The 23230-nt window shown below is 64.5% G+C and carries 21 protein-coding genes and 1 pseudogene; 11 read left to right on the top strand and 11 right to left on the bottom strand.

Going from position 1 to position 23230, the window contains the following annotated elements:
- Positions 1-22: 22 nt before the first annotated feature.
- The 4 genes from JT360_RS23820 to JT360_RS23805 form a co-directional block, all read right to left on the bottom strand.
- Positions 23-1054 carry a BMP family protein gene (locus tag JT360_RS23820; protein WP_214474600.1) on the bottom strand — a complete coding sequence of 344 codons (1032 nt, stop codon included), beginning with the start codon at positions 1052-1054 and terminating at the stop codon, positions 23-25.
- A 415-nt stretch (positions 1055-1469) separates the two neighbouring features.
- A complete protein-coding gene (gene pcaF / locus JT360_RS23815; protein WP_214474598.1) occupies positions 1470-2675 on the bottom strand; it encodes a 3-oxoadipyl-CoA thiolase in 1206 nt (401 codons plus the stop codon).
- Between the two features lies 1 nt (position 2676).
- Entirely contained in the window at positions 2677-3483 is an 807-nt protein-coding gene (locus JT360_RS23810; protein WP_214474596.1) for a CoA-transferase subunit beta, read from the bottom strand.
- Positions 3480-4337 carry a CoA transferase subunit A gene (locus JT360_RS23805; RefSeq protein WP_214474595.1) on the bottom strand — a complete coding sequence of 286 codons (858 nt, stop codon included), beginning with the start codon at positions 4335-4337 and terminating at the stop codon, positions 3480-3482. The genes JT360_RS23810 and JT360_RS23805 overlap by 4 nt, the downstream gene beginning before the upstream one ends.
- 121 nt (positions 4338-4458) lie before the next feature.
- Here JT360_RS23805 and JT360_RS23800 point away from each other — a divergent pair, with 121 nt between their 5' ends.
- Positions 4459-5229, top strand: a complete 771-nt coding sequence (locus JT360_RS23800; protein WP_214474593.1) for an IclR family transcriptional regulator — start codon at positions 4459-4461, stop codon at positions 5227-5229.
- 77 nt (positions 5230-5306) lie between these two features.
- On the opposite strand, the gene JT360_RS23795 is transcribed toward JT360_RS23800, so the two are convergent.
- The 4 genes from JT360_RS23795 to JT360_RS23780 are packed head-to-tail and all read right to left on the bottom strand — an operon-like array spanning position 5307 to position 10225.
- A complete protein-coding gene (locus JT360_RS23795; RefSeq protein ID WP_214474590.1) occupies positions 5307-6608 on the bottom strand; it encodes an NAD(P)/FAD-dependent oxidoreductase in 1302 nt (433 codons plus the stop codon).
- Positions 6609-6610: 2 nt separating this feature from the next.
- A complete protein-coding gene (locus JT360_RS23790; RefSeq protein ID WP_214474589.1) occupies positions 6611-7987 on the bottom strand; it encodes a glutamine synthetase family protein in 1377 nt (458 codons plus the stop codon).
- Between the two features lie 5 nt (positions 7988-7992).
- Positions 7993-9276 (bottom strand): glycosyltransferase, encoded by a 1284-nt coding sequence (locus JT360_RS23785; protein WP_214474588.1) that lies wholly within the window; start codon positions 9274-9276, stop codon positions 7993-7995.
- A gap of 10 nt (positions 9277-9286) precedes the next feature.
- On the bottom strand, positions 9287-10225 hold the full coding sequence (locus tag JT360_RS23780; protein ID WP_214474587.1) for a GntR family transcriptional regulator: 939 nt from the start codon (positions 10223-10225) through the stop codon (positions 9287-9289).
- A 239-nt stretch (positions 10226-10464) separates the two neighbouring features.
- Here JT360_RS23780 and JT360_RS23775 point away from each other — a divergent pair, with 239 nt between their 5' ends.
- The 10 genes and pseudogenes from JT360_RS23775 to JT360_RS23730 form a co-directional block, all read left to right on the top strand.
- A complete protein-coding gene (locus JT360_RS23775) occupies positions 10465-11529 on the top strand; it encodes a polyamine ABC transporter substrate-binding protein (RefSeq protein WP_214474586.1) in 1065 nt (354 codons plus the stop codon).
- A 67-nt stretch (positions 11530-11596) separates the two neighbouring features.
- Positions 11597-12439 (top strand): ABC transporter permease, encoded by an 843-nt coding sequence (locus JT360_RS23770; RefSeq protein ID WP_214474608.1) that lies wholly within the window; start codon positions 11597-11599, stop codon positions 12437-12439.
- 264 nt (positions 12440-12703) lie between these two features.
- Positions 12704-13495, top strand: a complete 792-nt coding sequence (locus JT360_RS23765) for an ABC transporter permease (protein ID WP_214474585.1) — start codon at positions 12704-12706, stop codon at positions 13493-13495.
- Entirely contained in the window at positions 13492-14565 is a 1074-nt protein-coding gene (locus tag JT360_RS23760) for an ABC transporter ATP-binding protein (RefSeq protein WP_214474584.1), read from the top strand. Before JT360_RS23765 ends, JT360_RS23760 begins: the two co-directional genes overlap by 4 nt.
- Before the next feature lie 12 nt (positions 14566-14577).
- A complete protein-coding gene (locus JT360_RS23755) occupies positions 14578-15852 on the top strand; it encodes a glycosyltransferase (protein WP_214474582.1) in 1275 nt (424 codons plus the stop codon).
- A 76-nt stretch (positions 15853-15928) separates the two neighbouring features.
- On the top strand, positions 15929-16159 hold the full coding sequence (locus JT360_RS23750; RefSeq protein ID WP_250889025.1) for a cupin domain-containing protein: 231 nt from the start codon (positions 15929-15931) through the stop codon (positions 16157-16159).
- Between the two features lie 140 nt (positions 16160-16299).
- Positions 16300-16641 (top strand): cupin domain-containing protein, encoded by a 342-nt coding sequence (locus JT360_RS23745; RefSeq protein WP_214474580.1) that lies wholly within the window; start codon positions 16300-16302, stop codon positions 16639-16641.
- 23 nt (positions 16642-16664) lie between these two features.
- A complete protein-coding gene (locus JT360_RS23740; RefSeq protein WP_214474578.1) occupies positions 16665-17009 on the top strand; it encodes a cupin domain-containing protein in 345 nt (114 codons plus the stop codon).
- A gap of 31 nt (positions 17010-17040) precedes the next feature.
- Positions 17041-18549 carry an aldehyde dehydrogenase family protein gene (locus tag JT360_RS23735; RefSeq protein ID WP_214474577.1) on the top strand — a complete coding sequence of 503 codons (1509 nt, stop codon included), beginning with the start codon at positions 17041-17043 and terminating at the stop codon, positions 18547-18549.
- A 9-nt stretch (positions 18550-18558) separates the two neighbouring features.
- Positions 18559-18741: pseudogene (locus JT360_RS23730) on the top strand (helix-turn-helix domain-containing protein); the annotation flags it as partial.
- 276 nt (positions 18742-19017) lie between these two features.
- Here the strand turns inward: JT360_RS23730 and JT360_RS23725 are convergent.
- The 3 genes from JT360_RS23725 to JT360_RS23715 form a co-directional block, all read right to left on the bottom strand.
- Positions 19018-21090: a 3-hydroxyacyl-CoA dehydrogenase NAD-binding domain-containing protein gene (locus tag JT360_RS23725; RefSeq protein WP_214474576.1), complete on the bottom strand. Its 2073-nt coding sequence runs from the start codon at positions 21088-21090 to the stop codon at positions 19018-19020.
- 207 nt (positions 21091-21297) lie between these two features.
- Positions 21298-22245 carry an ABC transporter permease gene (locus tag JT360_RS23720; RefSeq protein ID WP_214474575.1) on the bottom strand — a complete coding sequence of 316 codons (948 nt, stop codon included), beginning with the start codon at positions 22243-22245 and terminating at the stop codon, positions 21298-21300.
- A 3-nt stretch (positions 22246-22248) separates the two neighbouring features.
- On the bottom strand, positions 22249-23229 hold the full coding sequence (locus JT360_RS23715; protein ID WP_214474574.1) for an ABC transporter permease: 981 nt from the start codon (positions 23227-23229) through the stop codon (positions 22249-22251).
- Between the last annotated feature and the right edge of the window lies 1 nt (position 23230).

Raw genomic sequence — 23230 nt, 5'->3', positions numbered from 1 at the left:
CACAAGGGGGAGGGTAAGGAACTCAATCCGAAACCGGCGTGTTCTCATCCACGTCGACGCGGAAATTGCCCTCCAGAATCTCGGCCTTCTTCTTCTCGACCAGATCCTTGACCTCCGCCGGCAGCGTCTTGTCGAATTTGTGGTAGGGCGCCAGGAACGAGCCGCCCTTGGCCATGCGCGAGAAATCGCCATAGTCCTGCGCGGTGAAGACGCCGGCCTTGACCAGCTTGATCGCCTGTTCGACGGTCGGGTACATGTCCCAGACCGGGCCGGTGATGACCGTATCGGGGCCGAGGCTCGACTGGTCGGACATGTTGGAGATGGCAAACACCTTCTTCTCCACGGCCGCTTCGATGACGCCGAAGCGCTCGGCATAGATGACGTCGGCGCCGGCATCGATCTGAGCCACCGCGGCTTCCTTGGCCTTGGGCGGGTCGAAGAACGAGCCGATGAAGGCGACCTTCCTCTTGATGTTCGGATTGACTTCCTTGGCGCCGGCAAAGAAGGCATTGACCAGCCGGTTCACTTCCGGAATGCCCATCGCCGCGACCGCGCCGACCGTACCCGACTTCGACATCTTGCCGGCGACCATGCCGGAGAGATAGGCCGGCTCATGGATCCAGTTGTCGAAGACGCCGAAATTGGGATCGGCGGGGCCGGCGCCCGAGCCGAACAGGAAGGCGGTCTTCGGGAATTGCTTGGCGGTGCGCCGCGATTCGCGTTCGGCGGCGAAGGCATCGCCCAGCACCAGCTGGTAGCCGCCTTGCGCATATTCGCGCATCACACGGCTGAAATCGGTGGTCTGCACCTTCTCGGACCATTTGTATTCGATGCCGAGTTCCTTCTCCGCCTTCTGCAGGGCGACGTGGATCTGGTTGTCCCATGGTTCCTCGATCGGCGTGGCGAAGATCGCCGCCACCTTCAGCTTCTTGTCCTTGGCGAAAGCGGCGCCCGGCAGCATCGCCGCGGCCAGGCCAAGCGCGCCAAGCTCAAGCACATTGCGCCGCGAAAGACCTTCGCGTGCCGAATGAGATTTGTTCTTCCGGTTTTCCATTGCAGTCCCCTCTGTTCGACAGCCGTGTCGAGCCGGCCGTTCTAAAAATCAGACGGGGAACTATGGAACGGGTCCGGACTTTTGTCCACATGGTCAAATTTGGAAGCAGGCCACTGCTTATGGTTGTAAAGGCGGGATATCAAACCCGCAGGCCAATCACTTCAGGTTTGCGCTGCCCCTCACCTGCCTGCCGGCATCCTCTCCCGTATAGTGACGGGGAGAGGGGCGCTCATCATTGCCGATTTCGCCAATCACCAACGCTGCAAGAAGGGCGCCGAGGCTGCGGTCGGCCCCTTCTCCCCGTCACTATACGGGGAGAAGTGCCCGGCAGGGCGATGAGGGGCGGCGCTAACCTGAAACGATTGGCAGTCTCCGCCGCGAGTTGGGCGGATGCCTCCGACAGCGATTGCCCTGCTCAGGCCCGCTCGAGCGCGATGGCGATGCCCTGGCCGACGCCGATGCACATGGTGGCCAGCGCATAACGGCCGCCGCGTTCACGCAGCTCCAGCGCCGCAGTACCCGTGATGCGCGCGCCCGACATGCCGAGGGGATGGCCGAGCGCGATGGCGCCGCCATTTGGATTGACGTGCTCCGCATCCTCGGCAATGCCGAGCTGGCGCAATACGGCGATGCCTTGCGAGGCAAAGGCCTCGTTGAGTTCGATGACGTCGAACTGTTTCGGAGTCAGGCCGAGCCGCGCGCAGAGTTTCCGCGTTGCCGGCGCCGGGCCGATGCCCATGATGCGCGGCGCCACGCCGGCGGCGGCCCCGCCAAGAATGCGGGCGATCGGCGTCAGGCCGTATTTCTTGATCGCACCTTCCGAGGCAACGATCAGCGCCGCCGCGCCGTCATTGACGCCGGAGGCATTGCCGGCCGTGACGGTGCCGCCTTGCCGGAACGGTGTCGGCAATTTGGCCAGCGCATCGACGGTGGTGCCGGCACGGGGATGTTCGTCCTTCGAGACGACAATCGGATCCCCCTTGCGCTGCGGGATCGTCACCGGCGTGATTTCCTTGGCCAGCCGGCCATCGGCCTGTGCGGCGACCGCCTTGTCCTGGCTGCGCACGGCAAAGGCATCCTGGTCGGCGCGGGAGATGGCGAACTCCTCGGCGACATTCTCGCCGGTTTCCGGCATCGAATCGATGCCGTACTGCTTTTTCATCAGCGGGTTGACGAAGCGCCAGCCGATGGTGGTGTCGTAGATTTCGGCATTGCGCGAAAACGCCGTCTCGGCCTTGGGCATGACGAAGGGCGCCCGGCTCATCGATTCGACGCCGCCAGCGATCATCAGCTCCGCCTCGCCGGCCTTGATGGCGCGCGCCGCAATGGTCAACGCATCCATGCCGGAGCCGCAAAGGCGGTTGACGGTCGAACCCGGAACCTCCTTCGGCAAGCCGGCCAAGAGCAGCGCCATGCGCGCCACATTGCGATTGTCCTCGCCGGCCTGATTGGCGCAGCCATAGACGACGTCGTCCACCGCCTGCCAGTCGATGCCGGCATTGCGCTCGACCAATGCCCTCAGCGGTATGGCGCCGAGATCGTCTGATCGTACCGGGGACAGCGAACCGCCGAAGCGGCCGATCGGCGTGCGGATATAGTCGCAGATATAGGCCTCTGCCATGTCATGCAGCCTTTGCTTTCCAGGGTCCCTCATGCGCCGCCTTGGTACGGGCCTGCAGGTCGCGCAATGTCGTGAGTTCGAGTTCGCTTGGCGCCGGTGTTTCGTCAAGCGCCTCCGCGAACTTAACCACCCAGCCACAGGTTTCCTGCACCTGCTCGCGTGTAACGCCCGGATGCATTGACACGACCGTGAATTCCTTGGTCGCGGGGTCCGGTTTCCATATGGCAAGATCCGTGATCAGCAAGGTCGGCCCGGCCGTGTCGATGCCGAGGCGCTTGCGATGATCGCCGCCCTCGCCATGGCCGAAGGAGGTGAAGAAATCGATCTTCTCGACCATGCCGCGCCTGGTCTGCGCCATGGTGATGTAGATTTCCTTCGACGAGGTCGCGATCTCCGGCGCGCCGCCGCCGCCGGGCAGCCGGGTCTTGGGATGAAAATAGTCGCCGATGACGGTGGTGTTGATGTTACCGAACTTGTCGAGCTGCGCCGCGCCCAGGAAGCCGATCGAGATGCGACCGCCCTGCAGCCAGTAGCGGAACATTTCGGGCACCGCGACAGTGGTGACCGCGGTCTCGCACAATTCGCCGTCGCCGATCGACAGCGGCAGCACGTCGGGCGCGGTGCCGATCGTGCCGCTCTCGTAGATCAGCGTGATGTCGGGCGCATGCGTCAGCCGCGCCACGTTGCAGGCTGCGGACGGCGCACCGATGCCGACGAAACAGACATCGTCATTCCTGAGCGCACGGCTCGCCGCGATCGTCATCATCTCGTTTGGGCTGAAACCCAAGGGGTTATGATTGTCACTCATGCCGCTTTCCTCAGATGCCCGACTCTGGCCGCGAAATCGTCGGCGCTCTTCTCGATGACGTTCGCCTGCATCCACGCCTGGAATTTCTTGCGGTCGGCGGCGATCTCGTCCCATTCGAGATAGGCGGCATTGTCGCGCGCATAATAGCCATGCGCATAGGACGGGTGCGAGCCGCCAGGCACGACCGATATCGCCGCGATCGTCCAGCGCGGCAGCACGGTCAGATTGGGGTGCAGATCGTCGAAATTGTCGACCACCTCCTCCACCGTCACCACGGCCCGTTTGGCCGCCAGCACGGCTTCCTTCTGGATGCCGATGATGCCCTCGACCAGCACATTGCCTTTCCGGTCGGCCTTCTGCGCATGGATGAAGGTGACGTCAGGCCGGATCGAGGGAACGGCCGCCAGCACCTCCCCGGTGAACGGACAGGTGACCGACTTTATGTTGGGGTTGACCGCCGCAAGGCCCGCGCCGCGATAGCCGCGGAACACCGCGCAGGGCAGGCCTGCAGCACCCGCCTCATAGGCATTGGCCATGCCGGCATGGCTGTGTTCCTCGACCTCGATCGACCGGGGAAAACCGTTCTCGATGGCGTCGCGGGCGCGCCGCAGCAGGCCGACGCCGGGATTGCCGATATAAGAGAAGACGATCTTCTTCGCCATGCCCATGCCGATCATCTGGTCGTAGATCAGGTCCGGCGTCATGCGGATCAGGGTCAGGTCACCGAACCCCTGGCGGATCGCCTCATGCGCCGCCGCCGTCGGGATCAAATGGGTGAAGCCCTCGAAGGCGACGGAATCGCCATTGTTCAGGTTCTCCGCTACGGCCTGTTCAAGCGGCAGGAACTTGGCCATCGCGTCGGCTCCGGTTTTCAAAAAGTTCGCATTGCGAACATATGTTTTGCATGCGATACTTTCTACGCCGGACGAAAGCGCTGAGTCAATCCGGACGACGATACGGTTCCGCGGAGGCGAGATGGACGAAGAGGCTGTGTCCCGTGATCATGTCGGCTCGCTCGAGCGCGGCCTTGCCGTCATGGAGATCCTGGCCCGCCATCCCTCGGGCATGACGCTGACCGAAATGGCCGAGGAAGCCGGCCTGACCCGCGCCGGCGCCCGCCGTTTCCTGCTGACGCTTGTCGCTACCGGCTACGCCACGCAAGACGGCCGCGTGTTCTCGCTCTCGCCGCGCCTGCTGAGCGTCGCCCGCACCTGGCTCGGCGGTGGCTCGCTGTGGAGCTTCGCCGCGCCCATCATGCGCGCAGTCGCGGCGCAGTTGAACGAGGCCTGCTCGGCAGCCATTCTGTCGGGCCAGGATGTCGTCTACGTCGCCCGCATTCCCGGCCGCCGCATCCTCAGCGTCTCGCTCGATGTCGGCACCAGGCTGCCGGCCTATTGCACCTCGATGGGGCGCATCCTGCTGGCAGGCCTGACATCGGTGGAATTGGACGCGTTCCTCCGCCAGGCGACCATCGAGAGACGGACGCCGAAGACGATCACCGACACCAAGCTGCTGCACGCCGCCATCGGCAAGGCCAAGGCGGGCGGCTTCGCCATCGTCGACGAGGAGCTGGAACTCGGCCTGCGCTCGATCGCCGTGCCGATCCGCGACCGCTCAGGAAGCACCGTCGCGGCAATCAACGTCTCGACCCAGTCCGCCCGGTTTTCGGTCGCTGAGATGGAACGGGAAATCCTGCCCGCGCTGCTTGCAGCCAGGCAGCGCATCGAGGATTTTTTTGTGGTTTAAGAAGCTTCGTCCCGCCTTCAACGTCCGCGGGACAGCGCGAAGGATCGCCGGCGCTTCGTGGTCGCGCCGCCATTCCTCTAATGCTTGATCCGATCCCGCATCGCGTACCACAGCATGCCCAGCACATAGAGCGGGCCGCGCAGCGCCGTGCCGCCGGGGAACGGCATCGGGGTCAGCGTCGAGAACAGGTCGAGCCGCGCGGCGTCGCCGGTGATCGCCTCGGCAAGCAGCTTGCCCGACAGCGTCGACAGGATTACGCCCTTGCCGGAATAGCCATGCGCGAAATAGACCTCGCCATAGTGCCCGACATGCGGCAGCCGCGACGTCGTCACCGACACCAATCCGCCCCAGGCGTGGTCGATGCGGCAGCCCTTGAGCTGCGGGAAGGTGGCTTCCATGTGCGGCCGCACGAAGCCGGCAATGTCGGCTGGCGGCGATGGCGTGTAGCGCTCGCCGCCGCCGAACAGCAGCCGTCCATCCGCCGACATGCGGTAATAGTTGACGACGAAGCGCGTGTCGGACACCGCGACATTGGCCGGGATGACGTTGCGTTTGCCCTCGAGCGGCTCGGTCGCGACGATGTAGTTTCCAACAGGCATGATGCGGCTGTTGACGCGTGGCTCCAGCCCGTTGAGCAGCGCGTCGCCCGCCAGCACGACATGCTTGGCCCTGACCGAACCTTTTGATGTCGAGACCCGGATCGAAGGCTCGCGCTCAAGTTTCACGGCCACCGAATTCTCATGGATGGTGACGCCGGCGGCCACTGCCACGCGGGCAAGGCCAAGCGTGTAGTTCAGCGGATGCATATGGCCGCCGAGCGGCTCATACATCGCACCGTGATATGGCGTGTCGACCTTGGCGCGCGCCTGCGCCGCCGACAGGATCTCGACGTCGCGAAACTTCATCACGCTCTCGAGGCATTTCGCCTCCTCTTCCAAATCCTTGAGGTCGGAACCGTTGACCGCGCCGACCAGGTGGCCGGTCAGCCTGAGATCGCAATCGATGGCGTGGCGCTTGATGATGTCGAGCACCAGCCCGCGCGCCTCGAAGGCGAGATCGAACAGCGCCTTTGCCCGCTCCGGCCCGTAGAGCTTGACCAGGCCCTTGGCGCCTTTGCGCAGGCCCGGGATCATCTGGCCGCCATTGCGCCCCGATGCCCCCCAGCCGATCTTGCCGCCTTCGAGTAGCACCACCTTCAGGCCGCGCTCGGCGGCGTGAAGGGCGGCGGACAGGCCGGTGCAGCCGCCGCCGACGACCACCAGATCGGCGTCGACATCGCCGACCAGCGCCGGATGGTCCGGCGCCGGATTGGCGGTGGCGACATAATAGGATTTGCCGATATCGAGGCCCGAATTGAAACCCGTCGAACTGGAAACCATGATCACACCTTCAAGAGCAGGTGGTCGCGTTCCCAGCTCGTCACCACGCTCTGGAACAGGTCGAGCTCGACGCTCTTGACTCGCAGATAGGTCTGGAAGAAATCCTCGCCGAGCAGCGCCCGCACCGGCTCGCATGCCTCGAAACGGTCGAGCGCCTCCTCCATGGTTTTCGGCAGCGTGCTCTTGATCTTGTAGGCATTGCCCGAAGCCTCGGCCGATCGCGCCAGCTTCTGCTCGACGCCGAGATAGCCAGCGAGCAGCGAGCCGGCGATCGCCAGATAGGGATTGCAATCCGCGCCCGGCAGCCGGTTCTCCACCCGCCGCGCGGCGCGCCCGCCGGCCGGCACGCGCAGGCCGCAGGAGCGATTGTCATGCGACCATTCGATGTTGGCCGGCGCGCTGTGGTTCGGCCTTATGCGGCGGAACGAGTTCACGTTGGGCGCAAACAGCGGCATGATCTCGGGGACATATTTCTGCAGGCCGCCAATGAAATGGCCGAACATCGCGGTGTCGGCATCATCAGTGCCGGCAAAAAGCGTGTTGCCGGCCTCGTCGATGACCGACATGTGCAGATGCATCGAGCTGCCGGCCTGGGCCGCGATCGGCTTGGCCATGAATGTCGCGTGCATGCCGCATTGCTGCGCGGCCTGGCGCGTCAGCCGCTTGAACAGCAGCACCTTGTCGGCCAGCGGCAGCGCGTCGCCATGCAGGAAATTGATTTCCAGCTGTGCGGTGCCCGATTCGTGGATCAGCGTGTCGAGCGGCAGTCCAGCGGCGGCGGCATAATCATAGACGCGGCGGATCACCGGCTCGAATTCCTCGAGTGCGGCCATGTCATAGGGGTGCTGCACCCCTTCGGCGCGGCCATTGGCGCCGACCGGCGCCGTCAGCGGCCGGTCCGGATCGGGGTTCGGCGCGGTGAGATAGAATTCGAGCTCCGGCGCCACCACCGCGCGCCAGCCGCGCCGGCGGTAGAGGTCGAGCACCGCGCGCAGGACATGGCGCGGCGAGGCCATCCATGGCCTGCCGTCCATGTGGAAGGCGTCGGCGAAGACATAGGCCTTGCCGGCGCCGGCGCCGGGCGCCAGGCAGAGCGTCGAGACATCAGGCACCATGCGCATGTCCGGGTCCGAATAGGCAAAGCCCTCGTCGATCGAGCCGGAATAGCGGCCGTCGATGCTGACCAGGAAGGCGCTGCTCGGCAGATAGAGCGCGCGGTCCTCCAGCGCCTTGAGGAATTTCGCCGTCGGCAGAGCCTTGCCGCGCAGGACACCATTCATGTCGGGCACCAGGCACTCGACCTCGTTGATGCCGTGCTGGGCCAGCCAGTCCTTGGGATCGTTGGAGATGGTCGAGGTATTCATGTTTGTGTCAGGCATTTCGTTCATGTCCGTATCAGAGAGAGTATGGCTTGCGCGGCCACATCCGTTCCCGGGTTCAGCGCCATCCGGGCTGCATTTCCCTTCAGGCGGGCGCGCATGGCATCGTCGGCCAAAAGACCGAGAATGGCTCTCTCCAATACTCCTTCGGTCCAGGCGTCACGGCCGATATGATCGCCGGTGCCGGTTTCTTTGGCACGGCGCGCATTGTCGTGCCCGTCCCAGCAATAAGGCATGATCAGCGACGGCACGCCGAAGCGCAGCGCCTCGCAAAAACTGTTGTTGCCGCCATGGTGGATGAACAGGTCGGACTTCGCCACCACCGAGGGCTGCGGAAACCAGGCGTCGAGATAGACATTGTCGGGCACCGCGCGGTAGGCGTCGCGCAGGCCTCCGACATTGACAATGAAGCGCGCCGGCAGCCTGTCGAACACCGCAAGCATGCGCTCGATCAGGCCGACATCCATGGCGCCGAGACTGCCAAAGCTGACATAGACCAGCGGCCCGCTATTGCGCGGAAACACTGGCACCTCGAACGGCCCTTCCGAGCGCACGCAGCCTTCGAGATAGACGAAGCGGTCCGGGTCGAGCGGCTCGATCCGCTCACGCCGCACGATCGTCGGCGTCAGCAGCAGGTTGAGATCGGGCGAGGTTTCCAGGAACAGGCCCTTCGGCAACGGCGCCATGCCGGCATCCGCGCGAAAACGGTTGAAGCGGTCGTGCGCCGGGGCGGAGGCCGCGAGATAACGCGCCTCGAACGCCGCGCGCTGCGGGTCATCGGCACCCATTCCTGAGAGGTAAGGTGGCACAGCAGCATCCGGCAGCTCCGTCTCTGCGCAGGAGACGACGCGCACCCACGGACAGCCAGCGGCGGCGATGGCCGGGAACATGATGACGTTGTCGAGCACCACCGCGTCAGGCTTCAGCCGCGCCAGCAATTGGCGCAGCGGTGCCTCGGCATTGACTGATGTGTCGACGATCGCTTGCCAGGTCGGCGCGACATAGGTTTCGAGCTGGTCGATCGGGCTCAGCCGGAAATGCGGCAGGTGCCGGCGCACAAAGGCCTGCCAATAGCTCTGGCGCTCGCTGTCGCTCAGCGGCTCGTCGGTCGGCAGCTGGTATTCCTGGAAACCATAGTCGGCAAAGACACCGGAAAACCCGGCATGGCAGATGAAGACAGGCCGGGCGCCCCGCGCACGCAGCGCCTGCGCGATGCCGACGCAATTCAACGCCGCGCCGAAGCTTGCTTCGGGAAACAGCGCGATGGTCGGGCTGGCTTTACGCGTCAATTAATCCTCTTCATTCCGGCCGGCTGATCATGCCGAACAGCGCGGGGGCCCCGCGGCTGGCCGCTTGCGGTCGCTGGTTGCGGGAGAGCCGCAGGTGAATGCGAAGCAGATCGGCAGCCACCTCATACTGCCGGCTTTCGAGATGGTCGAGTATGTTCAAATGTTCCAGCAGCGATTGCCGCAGCCGGAAGACGTTGACGCCGGCATAGATGCCGGGCAGCCGGCGCAGCCTGAGATGATCGGACAGCGCGTCGGCGACGAAGCGGTTGGCCGAGCCATCGGCGATCATGCCGTGAAAATCGATGTCCAGCCGCTGGAACTCGCGCGTGTCGAAGGCGGCGTCCGGCAGCGCCGACAGCGCTTCCATGCCCTGGCGCAACGCCGCCGCTCGCGCGCCATCCAGCCGGAAGCCCGGCGTCAGGATCGCCGCCGGCTCCAGCAGCAGGCGGAACTCATAGCTCTCGCCCTGCGCCTCCGGATCGTCCGGCGTGCGGCGGAAGAGCCAGGACTGGCCCGGCGCGCGGTCGAGCAGGTTTTCTTCCGTCAGTTTATTAAGTGATTTTAATACCGTCTTTCTCTCGGCGCTGTAGCGTCGCATCAGACCCGCGACAGTCACCGTCTGGTCCAGCCTGCGCGCCGACCGGTCACGCAGGATCGCGTCGGCCAGCTCGTCTTCCTCGGTGACTGGCAATTCGCTGGCGATAGCCGGCTGTGTGGCAAGGTCGACGGCCAGATGATAGCCGGTATCGGCTTCCCAGCGCACGACACCCCTTTCCGCGAGCAGGCTGAGCGCTGCCCGCACCGGTGTGCGCGAGACATTGCACAGCGATGCAATCTGCTGCTCGGGCAGCCGCGCGCCGGGCTCGAAGCCGCGCTGCCGCGCCACATCCAGGATGCGCTGCGCCAGATCGAGATGGTTGGTGCGAGGTCGTCGGGCTGCGGCTTGCATGACTAGTCTCGGCGAGTGGGCATGACCTTATTGCTTTGACCGATCGCCGACGCGGACGCAATCGGCCAGATTCCTCGGCCATTTGGCAAATTATGGATTGACGTACTTTTTTCTGCAATAGTACTGTTAGCGAAATCGGCCGAGAAAAGACCGAGGGAACAGGATCGAAGCAGCGGCATGGGTCGCCGGGCGTTGGTCCAGCGAATGAATTCGACGATCAACCGAAATGGGAGTCTGTCATGACCGCTACCAGCCCGCGGCGCCGTGCGCTGAGAACGTCTTCGATCGCGCTCGGTCTTGCCCTGGCGCTGTCCGCGCCGGCGATGGCCGCCGACCTCGTCATTTCCAACTGGGATGGCTATATGGCACCGGACGCCATGGCTGCCTTCAAGACCGCGACCGGCGTCTCCGGCGAAGTGGTGGTACACGCCACCAATGAAGAGATCATGGGTAAGCTCATCGCCGCCGGCGGCAAGGGCTATGACGTGGTCTTCGTCTCCTCGCCCTTCGCCGAAGTGCTGAACAAGCTCGGCCTGACCGAGCCGATCGACCACGCCAAGATCCCCAATCTTGCCAACCTCTACCCCGAAGCGACCAAGCTGCCGCACGATGTCGGCAACACTTTCTCCGTACCCTACACCTGGGGCACGACGGGCCTCTGCTACCGCTCGGACCTGATGAAGGTGGCGCCAACCAGCTGGAGCGATCTGCTTAGCCCCTCCGACGAATTGAAGGGCAAGACCACCATGCTGGCGACCGACCGCTGGCTGCTCGCCGCCGGCCAGCTCGACAAGGGCCTTTCCGTCAACGAGACCGATCCGGCCAAGATGGCCGAGGTCAAGGACCTCTTGATCTCGGCCAAGAAGACCCTGCTCGCCTATGACGACACCACCTTCTATTCAAAGCTGGTTTCCGGTGAAGCGCTGATGGTGCAGGCCTGGGACGGCTGGTGCAATTACGGCATCGCCGAGAAGCCCGAGATCAAGTACGTCATTCCCAAGGAGGGCTCGGACCTCTGGGTCGACACGATGGTGGTGATGAAGGCTTCCGCCAACAAGGACGCCGCCTTCCAGTTCATCAACTTCATGCTCGACGCCAAGAACCACGCCTGGGCGGCGCAAAACATCGACTACAAGGTGCCGAACAAGCCGGCGATGGAAAGCCTGCCCGCCGACTTCCTGGCTAAATTCCCGAACATGGCGATGCCGGTGGCCGACCTCGTCAAGTTCGAGCAGCTGCGTGACGTCGGCGAAGCCCAGCGCGACTATTCCAAGATCGTCAGCGAGATCAAAGCCGCGCAGTAAGCGTCAGTCCCGCATCTTGGAATTAAGCTTGCATTCCGTGGCGCCCCCCTCCCGCTCCTCCCTGCTGATGGCCCCGGCGCTGGCCTGGCTCGCGGCCTTGATGGTGGTTCCCTGCGCGCTGGTGCTGGCGCTCGCCTTCTTCCGGCGCGGCATCTATGGCGGTATCGACTATACCTTCACGCTGGAGAATTTCGGGCTGGTCTTCGACCCGCTCTATGCCGGCATCTTCCTCGGATCGGCACGCATTGCCGGCACGGCGACGCTGATCGCGGTGGTGATCGGCTACGCCGCCGCCTACGCCATCGCGGCCGCCCCGCGCCGGCTGCAGCCGATATTCCTGTTCTTCGCCGTGCTGCCGTTCTGGTCCAACTATCTGATCCGCACCTATGCCTGGATCGTGCTGCTCAACCGCGAGGGCCTGATCACGCAGTTGCTTCGCTGGTTCGGCTACACCGGCGAACCGCCGTCGATGCTCTACACCGAAGGCGCCGTCATCGCCGGTCTCGTCTACAATTATTTGCCCTTCGTCATCCTCGCCTGCTACGCGCCTTTGTCGCGCCTCAACCCAGAACTTGCCGAAGCCTCGCGTGACCTCGGCGCCTCCGCCGTCACGACATTCCGCCGTGTGATCCTGCCGCTGACCGTACCCGGCATTGCCGCCGGCGCGGTCTTCGTCTTCGTGCTGTCGATCGGCAATTTCGTCACGCCCGCGCTGCTCGGCGGCGGCCGCTTCCAGATGATCGGCAATCTCGTCTATGACCAGTTCCTGACCGCCAATGACTGGCCCTTCGGCGCGGCTCTCGCCATGGCGCTGATCGCGATCATGCTGCTGGTGCTGATGGCACAGGCGCTTGCTGCCGACCGCGCCTCTGGGCGTGCGGCTGAGGCCAAAGGCAACGCCGATGGCTGATGGTGCGCTCTTTCCCTTCTCCCCGTTTACGGGGGTGAGGCGTGGTCCGCGCAGCGGACGAAAAGCCAATTGCTTGGCTTTTCGAACAACGAACGCCCGAAGCGACAGCGAAGGGCGGCGGTGCCCCGAAGGGGCGGATGAGGGGCGGCGCCGGCCTTTTCGAAGCTCAGCGCTGCCCCTCATCTGCCTGCCGGCATCTTCTCCCCGTGAACGGGGAGAAGGACGCTGGCCGCTTGCTCGCCACTCTACTTTCAGGCGGCAGCGATGACCCAATCCTTCACCCGCACGTTCGGCATGCGGACGATCCTCGTTCTCGTCTTCGCCTTCCTCTACATCCCCATTGCCGTGCTGGTGGCGCTGTCCTTCAACGAGGACGGGCTGCCGACGGCATGGTCGGGCTTTTCGCTCAAATGGTACATCTCGCTGGCCGGCAATTCCGCGATTCTGTCCGCCGCGCTCAACACGCTGATCGTGGCATTGGTGTCCACGGCAATCGCCACCTTGCTCGGCACGCTGCTGGCGATCGGCGTCGAGATGCGCCGGCAGTACGGCAAGGGACTGGAAGCGCTGATCTTCGCGCCGATGATCATTCCCGACATCGTGCTGGCGATCGCATTGCTCTCGTTCTTCTCCATGCTCAATCTCACCATGGGGCTGCACACCATCATCCTCGCCCATGTCGTCTTCAACCTCGCCTTCGTCTGCTCGGTGGTGCGCGCCAGGCTGAAGAGCTTCGACTGGTCGATCGTCGAGGCCTCCGCCGATCTCGGCGCCTCCGCCGTCACCACCTTCCGGCGCGTGACCTTGCCGGTCATCCTGCCGGCGGTGGTCGCCGGCGCGCTGCTTGCCTTCACGCTCTCGGTCGACGAGTTCATCATCGCCTTCTTCACCGCGGGCGCCGGCCGCGCCTCGACGACGCTGCCGATGCAGATCTACGCCATGATCCGCTTCGGCATCACGCCGGAGATCAACGCGCTGGCCACCATCGTCATGGCGGTCTCGATCACCGCGCTGACCCTGTCGCAGCGGCTCAACAGGGGGATCATTGGTCAATGAGCGAACCGCGCACGCTGCTGGCCATCGACAATGTGTCGAAGAATTTCGGCCGCGTGACCGCCGTCGACGGCATCTCGCTCGATATTCGCGAAAATGAGTTCTTCGCTTTGCTTGGGCCATCGGGCTGCGGCAAGACCACGCTGTTGCGCATGCTGGCCGGCTTCGAGACCCCCAATGACGGCCGCATCCTGCTTGATGGCCGCGACATCGCCAGGACGCCGCCCAACAAGCGGCCGGTTAATCTGATGTTCCAGTCCTACGCGCTGTTTCCGCACATGAGCGTTCGGGCCAATGTGTCCTACGGCCTCGAAATGGAGCGCTTGCCGGCGAGCGAAATCCGCTCCCGCGTCGACGCCATCCTGGCCACAACCGAACTCGTCCCCTTCGCCGACCGCAAGCCCGAGCAATTGTCGGGCGGCCAGAAGCAGCGCGTTGCGCTGGCCCGCGCGCTGGTCAAGCGGCCCAGGCTGCTGCTGCTCGACGAGCCGCTCGGCGCGCTCGACAAGAAGCTGCGTGGCGCCATGCAGCTGGAACTGAAGCGCCTGCAGCACGAGGTCGGCATCACCTTCGTCATCGTCACCCACGATCAGGAAGAATCGCTTGTCATGGCCGATCGCATGGCGGTGCTGAAAGACGGCAAGCTCTTGCAATGCGACACACCACACGCGGTCTACGAGCATCCCGCCGACCGTTTCGTCGCCGACTTCATCGGCGTGATGAATTTTGTCGCGGGCAAAGCCGCCGCTGACGGCGTGCTGGCCGCGAATGGCGAGCGTATCTCCGGCAAGGTTCCCGCCACGCTCACCCATGGCGCGGCGGCGGTGGCCTCGGTGCGGCCCGAGCGCGTCCGGCTGTTCCCATCTGATGAAACCGCGAACCGCACCTCCGGCACGGTCGAGGCATTGGCCTATCAGGGGCTCGATTTGCAGCTGCATGTCCGCACCGCTCTGTCGCCAAAGCCGTTCCTGGTGCGCGTCACCGCTGACGCCGCCGACCGCCGGCCGGTTTCGTTGGGCGACCAGGTCGAACTCGGCTGGGATGCCGCCGATGTCAGAATTTTCGCAGAATAGAGGAGAAGCCTGATGGCGCAGAAGACGATCGCGTTTTTTCCCGAAGCCGCCTACGGCCCGGCGCTCAATTCCGTCGGCATCGCCCAGGCGGTCGAAGCGCGCGGACATAAGGCTGTGTTCCTGTCCGACCCCGGCTTTGTCGATGTCTACAAGGGCTACGGCTTCGAGGCGCATCCGGTGAACCTGTCCGAACCCATGCCGCCCGAACAGATGGCCAAGTTCTGGGAAGACTTCATCAACGGCCACATCCCGAACTTCCGCAAATCGCCCTACGACCAGGTCGACAATTACGTGAGGGATTGCTGGACCGCGATCGTCGACAGCGCCCAATGGGCGCAGAAGGATCTGCCGCGCGTCCTGGCCGCCATCAAGCCCGACGTCATCTGCGTCGACAATGTCATCCTGTTCCCGGCCATCAAGCAGTACGGCAAGCCGTGGGTGCGTGTCATCTCCTGCTCGGAAAACGAGATCGAGGACGAGGACATCCCGCCGCATCTGTCCGGCTGCGGCGAGAACGATCATGCCGGCCACCAGCGCTACCGCGACCATTTCAACGCGGTGATCAAGCCGATCCATGACGACTTCAATGCCTTCCTCGCCGCCAACAACGAGGCGCCCTATCCGGTCGGCCAATTCTTCGAGGCCTCGCCCTATCTCAATCTGCTGCTCTATCCCGAGGCGGCGAAATTCAAGCGCCGCCATCCGCTCGATCCGGCACAATTCCAGTATCTCGAGGGCTGCGTGCGGCAGGAGAAGCCGTACACGGTGCCGACCTTCGCGAAAAACAATGACGGACCGCTGCTCTACGTCTCCTTCGGCAGCCTCGGCGCCGGCGATGTCGACCTTTTGAAGCGCATCATCGCGGCGCTGGGCCAGACGCGCTATCGCGCGCTGGTCAATGTCGGCGGCTACAAGGACCAGTACACGGACGTACCCGGCAATGTCATTGTCGACAGCTGGTTCCCGCAGCCTTCGGTTATCCCGCAGGTCGGTGCGGTCATCCACCATGGCGGCAACAACTCGTTCACCGAGTGCCTCTTTTTCGGCAGGCCGGCAATCATCATGCCTTATGTCTGGGACGGCCACGACAACGCCACACGGGTTCAGGAAACCGGCCACGGCTTCGGCATGCCGCGCTACGACTGGAGCGATGCCGAGCTGGTCGCGAAAATCGAGGCTTGCCTGACCGATCCCAGGATGAAGGCGAAACTGGCGAAGACATCGGCGCAGATGCACGCGCAGAACGGGCCTGAGAAGGCGGCCGGGTTGCTGGAGGCGCTGCTGTGATCGAGAAGTTTGAAATGCCGAGCCTCGTAGAGCGGCAACGGATCGGGGTTGCGCGTCAGGATCATGGAGCACGCCCATGACCTCCTCCGCTCCACACCTCCACCAGGCCTCCACCCACACCGATCTCGTCGACTGGGGCGTCCAGCCGGACGCACTGGAAGGCGCTTCCCACTCCACCGGCAAACTCGTCCACAAGGGGCCGAACAACCAGCCGGAATCCGGCATCTGGGTGTGCACGCCGGGGCGCTGGCGGCTCTCGATCCCGCGCGATGAATTGTGCCACTTCGTCGCCGGCCGCGCGACCTAGCGGTCGGATGTCGGCGAGGTGATAGAAGTCTCTAGGGGAAGCGTGGTCATGTTCCCCGCCGGCTGGACGGGTGAATGCACCGTGCATGAGACCATGCGCAACGTCTACATGCTGGCGTGACAGCAACGGAGCTTCATCAAATGCCGACACCGCACTGGGCGCAGGCCTTAACCGTTGAACTGGAGGATTGGGGCGCAGGCAGCAACACGCTCGCCGGCTCGCCGCGCACATCGGGCAAGATCCTGTCGCAGAACCCGGACGGATCAAGCGAATGCGGCCTCTGGTCCTGCACGCCGGGCACCCGCAACGTCACCTTTGCATCAGACGAATTCTGCCATTTCCTGTCGGGGCGAGGCAGCTATGTCCACGACAATGGCGAACGGATCCCGGTCGAGGCCGGCACGCTGGTGTTCTTTCCCGCCGGCTGGACCGGCATCTCCATCATCACGCAAACGCTGACCAAGGCCTTCATGTGCCGCTGAGCACTCTTTTCAAGGAAATCGATATGACCACGCCGATCATGCAATCCCCGCTCGCCGTCGCCGACCTCGTCGACTGGGGCGTCATCCCAACCATGATCGAGGGGCAATCCCGCACCTCCGGCAAGCTGCTGCACAAGGGGCCGGAAGGCCGTTCCGAATGCGGGCTGTGGGTCTGCACCCCCGGCAAATGGCACTGCCACGTCACCCGCGATGAGTTCTGCCACTTCCTCGAAGGGCGCTGCACCTATGTGCATGAATCCGGTGAAGTGATCGAGATCGAGCCGGACACGGCCGCCTTCTTTCCGCAGGACTGGAAGGGCGTGTGCACCGTCCATGAGACGATCAAGAAGGTCTACATGATCCGTTGAGCCTTCTCGATCAGTCTTCAAGGAGGACAGAATGGACTTCTCGCCAACCCGGCCGACCTTCTTCGTCAATCCGGACTACCGGCCGATGGCCGGCGCGAACAAGCCGGTGATCGATCCCGCGACGCTGGAAACCGTTGGCGCGATCGCGGCGGCCAGCGATGGCGAGATCGACGACGCGCTCACCGCTGCGGCCAAGGCGCAGCTCGCCTGGAAAAAGCTCGACGCCAAGAGCCGGGCCAAGCATTTGCATGCCGTCGCCAATGCCATCGAGGCGGCGGACTTCACGCGCTGCGCCGAGCTGATGGTGCGCGAGATGGGCAAGCCCTATCCAGAAGCGATCGGCGAGATCGCCAATTGCGCGCCGATCTTCCGCTACTATGCCGAGATGGCGCGCGACGACGCCGGCAAGATCGCCGGCACGACGCAGGCCGGCTCGTTCCAGTACGCGCGCTACGAACCCTATGGCGTATCCGTCCACATCATGCCCTACAACTTCCCGATCCTTTTGATGTGCTGGACCGTCGCGGCCTCGCTTGCATCAGGCAATGCCTGCGTCATCAAGCCGGCCGAGGCGACGACGCTGTCGACGTTGGATTACATGACCGTGTTCCGCTCGCTGCCCGAAGGCCTGGTCTCCTGCCTGCCAGGCGGCGCGGCCACCGCGCAGGCGCTGATCGCTTCGGACCGCACCCACGCCGTTGCCTTCACCGGCTCGGTCGCCGCCGGCAGGGCGGTTGCGGTGACCTGTGCCGAGCGCATGAAGCCGTGCGTCATCGAAGCCGGCGGCAGCGATCCGCTGATCGTCAGTGAGCACGCGCCGCTCGATGTCGCGGCGGCCGGCTCTGTCACCGCCGCCTTCCACCTCACCGGCCAGGTCTGCACCTCGGCCGAGCGCTTCTTCGTCGTCGATGCCGTGCACGACCGCTTCGTCGATCTGTTCGCCGAAAGGACGCGCGCGCTGCGCATCGGCAACGGCATGGACAAGACCGAGATCGGCCCGCTGGTCAGCGAAGCCGCGCGGACAAAGGTGATGCGCCTCGTCGATGACGCCATTCGCAACGGCGCCACCGCCGTTACCGGCGGCCGCATTCCGCCGGCGCACAACACCGGTTGGTTCTACGAACCGACGATCCTCACCGGCGTCACCCCTGACATGGCCATCGTGCGCGAAGAATGCTTTGGCCCGGTCGCCGCCATCTGCCGCGTCAAAGATTTCGACGAGGCGATCCGGCTCGCCAATGACAGCCCCTTCGGCCTCGGCGCCTCGGTGTTCACCACGGATCTCGCCGAGGCGCATGAGGCGGCAGAACGGCTCGAGGCCGGCATGGTCTGGGTCAACAACCCGCTGATCGACAATGATGCACTGCCCTTCGGCGGCTGGAAGGCTTCCGGGCTCGGCCGTGAGCTGGGACGCCAGGGGCTCGATGCCTTCCGCCGCTCGAAGATGGTGATCATCGACCACAAGCCTGCGATCCAGGACTGGTGGTACCCCTATCCCGACAGCTGGTTCCGCGAGACCGGCGGCCGCAGGCACGTGTGAGCGAAGGCGCAGACGGTCGGCGTCGACCTGGTGCTCCAGGGCCACTCCACGGAATCGATCGCCCGGGCCATGTGCATCGTGCCGGGCACGGTAAAGGTCCATCGCCGCAACATCTACCGCAAGCTCAAGATCAAGTCGCAGGCCGGCCCTTTCGCCCGCTTCGTCGAGATTATTGATGCGCGGATAAGATAGTTCACCCTTGTCCGAGCGCTGGCGCCGCCCCTCACCTGCCTGCCGGCATCCTCCCCGTATAGTGACGGGGAGAGGGGCGCTCTCATCGCTGATTTCGCCAATCCCCAATGTCGCAAGAAAAGCGCCGAGGTTGCGACCAGTCCCCTTCTCCCCGTCACTATACGGGGAGAAGTGCCCGGCAGGGCGATGAGGGGCGGCGCCGACTTCGGCAATTGATCGTCTCCGACACAAATTGGAAACTGTCGTTGGTCCGAAGCGATTGCCCATGGCCCTCGATCAGGCCGTCGAACCAGTCTCCCAGACACCGGTCTCGGCCATCCGCTTCAGCAGCGAGGCCGGCTTGAAAACATCCTTGCCGGTCCGCTGATGCCAATACTCAAGCCGCTCGATGATCTTGGCCGCACCTTCGAGACCGGCCCAGAACATCGGGCCGCCCTTGCCGATGGGAAAGCCATAGCCATTGACCCAGACGACATCGATGTCGGAGGCGCGGGCGGCTATCCCCTCCTCCAGGATCTTTGCGCCCTCGTTCACCAGGGGATAGAGCGTGCGCTCGATGATTTCTTCCGCGCCGATGCAGCGCGGTGCGATGCCTTTCTCGGCTGCCTTGTCACGGATCAGCGCCTCGACCTCCGGATCGGGAACGCCCGCCCGCGCGCCGGCCTCGTAGAGATAGAAACCACGGCCGGTCTTCTGGCCGAAACGTCCTTGTTCGCACAGCGTGTCGGCAATGACAGCTGTCAGGCCGCGTGCCTTGCGGTTGCGCCAGCCAATGTCGAGACCGGCGAGATCGCCCATCTGGAACGGTCCCATCGGCCAGCCGAAATCAACAAATGCCTTATCGATCTGGCTGGGGGTCGCGCCCTCCAGCAGCAGCGCCTCGGATTCCGAGCCGCGAGCGGCCAGCATGCGGTTGCCGACAAAGCCGTGGCAGACACCGACGACGACGGCCACCTTGCCGATCCGCCTCGCCATATCGACTGATGTCGCCAGCGCATCGGGCGCAGTCTTCTGCGCCCGCACGATCTCCAGCAGCTTCATGACATTGGCCGGCGAAAAGAAATGCAGGCCGAGCACATCCTGCGGCCGCGAGATCGAGGCGGCGATTTCGTTGATATCGAGATAGGAGGTGTTGGTGGCGAGAATGGCGCCGGGCTTGGCCACAGCGTCGAGCTTGCCGAACACTTCTTTCTTGACCGCCATGTCCTCGAACACCGCCTCGACGATAAGGTCGCAGTCGGCGAGGTCGGCATAACAGGTCGAGCCCTTGAACTGGGCGAGCCGCTCACGCTTGGCGTCTTCGCTCAATGAGCCGCGTGTGACGGACACCGCATAATTCTTTTCGATGGTCGCCAAGCCGCTCTGCAGTGCTTCATGGCTGGTTTCCAGCAAGGTCACGGGATAGCCGCCATTGACAAAGGCCATGGCGATGCCGCCGCCCATCGTGCCGGCGCCGATGACGCCGACGCGGCCGATCCTGCGCTTGACGACATTCTTTCCGGGAAGTTTTGCCGCCTCACGTTCGGCGAAGAACAGATGACGCTGCGCGCGTGATTGGTCGCTGGCGACCAGTTTTGTGAACAGCGCGCGCTCCGCTGCCAGCGCCTCGTCGAACAGCAGCGTGACGGCATTGCGCACCGCTTGCGCGCAGGCGATCGGCGCTTCGAGGCCCCGCGCCTTCCTGCCGAGATCCGCGGCCTCGGCCTCGAAGACCGTGAGGTCGGTTTCCTCAAGGCGGTCATTGCGGTCGCGTACCGGCGTGAAAGGACCGCCCTTGCGCGCGATTTCCCCAGTGAAGTTCACCGCATGCGTGATCAGATCGCCTTCGAAGACGGCATCGACCAGACCCGCTCCGTGCGCCTCATCAGCGCCGATCGGCGTACCCGAGACAATCATCTTCAGCGCTTTCACCGCCCCAACCAGGCGTGGCAGCCGCACCGTGCCGCCGCCACCCGGCAACAGGCCGAGTTTCACCTCCGGCAGGCCGAGCTTGGCGCCCGCATCGGCGACACGGAAATGGCAGCCGAGCGCCAGTTCCAGGCCGCCGCCGAGCGCGGTGCCGTGGATGGCCGCGACTGTCGGCTTGGTGATGGTTTCCAGCAAGGCCACGATGGCGCGCAGCTCAGGCTGCCGCACAGGCTTGCCGAATTCCGTGATGTCGGCCCCGGCGACAAAAGTCCGGCCGGCGCAGGCAATCACGATGGCCGCGACCGAGGCGTCGTCGCGCAAGGCAACCAGCGCCTGCATCAGCGGTTCGCGGACGTGAAAACTCAGCGCGTTGACCGGTGGGTTGTCGATGGTGACCACCGCCACGCCGTTGTCGTTCGCGACGTTGACAGAACTGGACAAGCTGAATCTCCCGAGACCGGCTGCGATCGGGAGGGTTTACTAGGCCGCGCCGCGAATGGGAACCGCGTGTCGCACTGGCACAATGCTTGCCCAGACAGGCTGTAGGGCGGCACGGTGGCGAGTTGCGGTTGAAAAGGAGCTTCGTCCCGGCGAAGCAAGGAGCGCAGCGATGCAGCGCAGACCCGAGGATGACGAAGGCGCGAAATATTACCGAACCGCCTTCTCCCCACCCGCCGCCGTGATCACGCCCACGATGATCAGCCCTGTCAGCAGCAGGCGCACGCCGGCGCTGACGCCGAAGGTGTTGAGCATGGTAAGCAGCAGCACCAGGAACAGCGCCGCGCCCCAGACGCCGGGCACATTGGCCTTGCCGCCGGCAACCGACGTGCCGCCGATGACGACGACGGCGATCGAGGCCAGCAGATATTCATTGCCGATGTCGACATTGGCGCCGCGGAAATAGCCGGCGAGCAACGCGCCGTCGATGCCGCCGAGCGCCCCCGACAGCGTGTAGGTGAGGAAGCGGATGCGGCCGACATTGACGCCGGCGAGCCATGCGGCGCGGATGTTCTGGCCGATCGCCAGCACCGAGCGGCCATAGATCATCCGCTGCAGCGCGACGGCCGCACCGACGGTGAACAGCACGGTCAGCATCGCCAGCACCGGAACGCCCGATATCTGCCAGTTGGCGAAATCGGCGAAGCCCGGCGGCGGCTTGATCTGCAGCCCTCGCCCATAGCTGATGTCGACCGACTGGATGATGAAGCTCGCCGACAGCGTGGCGATGATCGGCGGAATGCGCAGCGCCCAGATCAGCAGGTAGTTGACAATGCCGATCGCAGCGCCGCAAGCGAGTGCCGCCAGCAGGCCGACCACGATCATGGAATCGCTGCCGCCCATCACCTTCATGGCGACGGCGCTGGCCAGCCCGATATTGGCCGGCAGCGACAAGTCGACATTGCCCGGCCCGAGCGTGATGACGAACATCTGGCCGACGCCGACGATGACCGTGAACACCGCGAGCGACAGCGCTGCCGTGACCATGCCGCCGCCTCCGTAGCCGCCGGTGAAGGCGATCGTTGCCAACCATACCAGCAAGGCGCCGACAAACGACCAGATCCAGGGCTTGGCGACCAGCGACTTCATCAATGCCATCGCTTACCTCTCCCTGCGGCTGATCAGCACCCGTGCCGCCAGCACGATGATCAGGATGGCGCCGTTGGCGGCCACCTGCCAGTCGGGCGGAATGTGCATGAAGGTGAGCAGCGGCGAAGCCGCCAGCGCCAGCGTCAGCGCGCCGATCACCGCGCCGATCGGCGACACTCGGCCGCCGACGAATTCGCCGCCGCCGAGAATGACGCCGGCGATCGCCAGCAGCGTGTAGCCATTGCCGATATTGGCGTCGGCCGAAGTGGTGATGCCGATCAGCGCCATGCCGGAGATCACGCCGAACAGGCCGGCCAGCGCAAACAGCACGATCTTGGTCTTGAGCAGCGACCAGCCGGCGCGCCGAAGGGCCGCCGGATTGCCGCCGGAGCCGCGCAGGATCACGCCATAGGAGGTGCGCATCAGGCCGAAATGGACGATGAGCCCGATCAGCAGCGCCGCGATGATCGGGAACGGCACGAAAGGCGGCTTGAAGGACATGATCGCCAGCAACCAGTCCGGCGCCTTGCCGCCCGGCTTGGGCAGCACGAGAATGGCCAATCCCTGCCAGACGAAGCTCATGCCGAGCGTCACCACGATCGAAGGCAAATTGCGCAGATGGATCAGCGCCCCGAGCAGCGCGTAGATGCCGATCGACCCGAGCAGGATGGCGACGCCGACCAGCGGCGCGTCCTTCAGCCAGGTCGCGGTGACGCAGCCGACGAAGCCGACAAAGGTGCCGATCGACAGGTCGAGTTCGTTGCCTGATATGACGAACATCTGCGCGATCGTCGCCAGCGCGATCGGGATCGCCAGGTTCAGCATCAGGCTGAAGCCGAAATAGCTGATGGCGCGCGGGTTGAGCCAGGCGATGGCGAGCAGCACCAGCGCCAGCGACAGCGCCGGCAGCAGCCCGCGCAGCAGGCGGGCGCGTGCCGCGCTACCGCGCGCCGAGGATGCCTTGAGGCTGTTGTCGAGAGTCGCTGCCGTCATC

Origin of the sequence: Mesorhizobium sp. dw_380 (genome assembly GCF_018588885.1) — a bacterium.
GTDB lineage: Bacteria > Pseudomonadota > Alphaproteobacteria > Rhizobiales > Rhizobiaceae > Mesorhizobium.
Note: the sequence above shows the minus strand (reverse complement) of the source record. Positions and strands in the feature narration are given on the sequence as shown.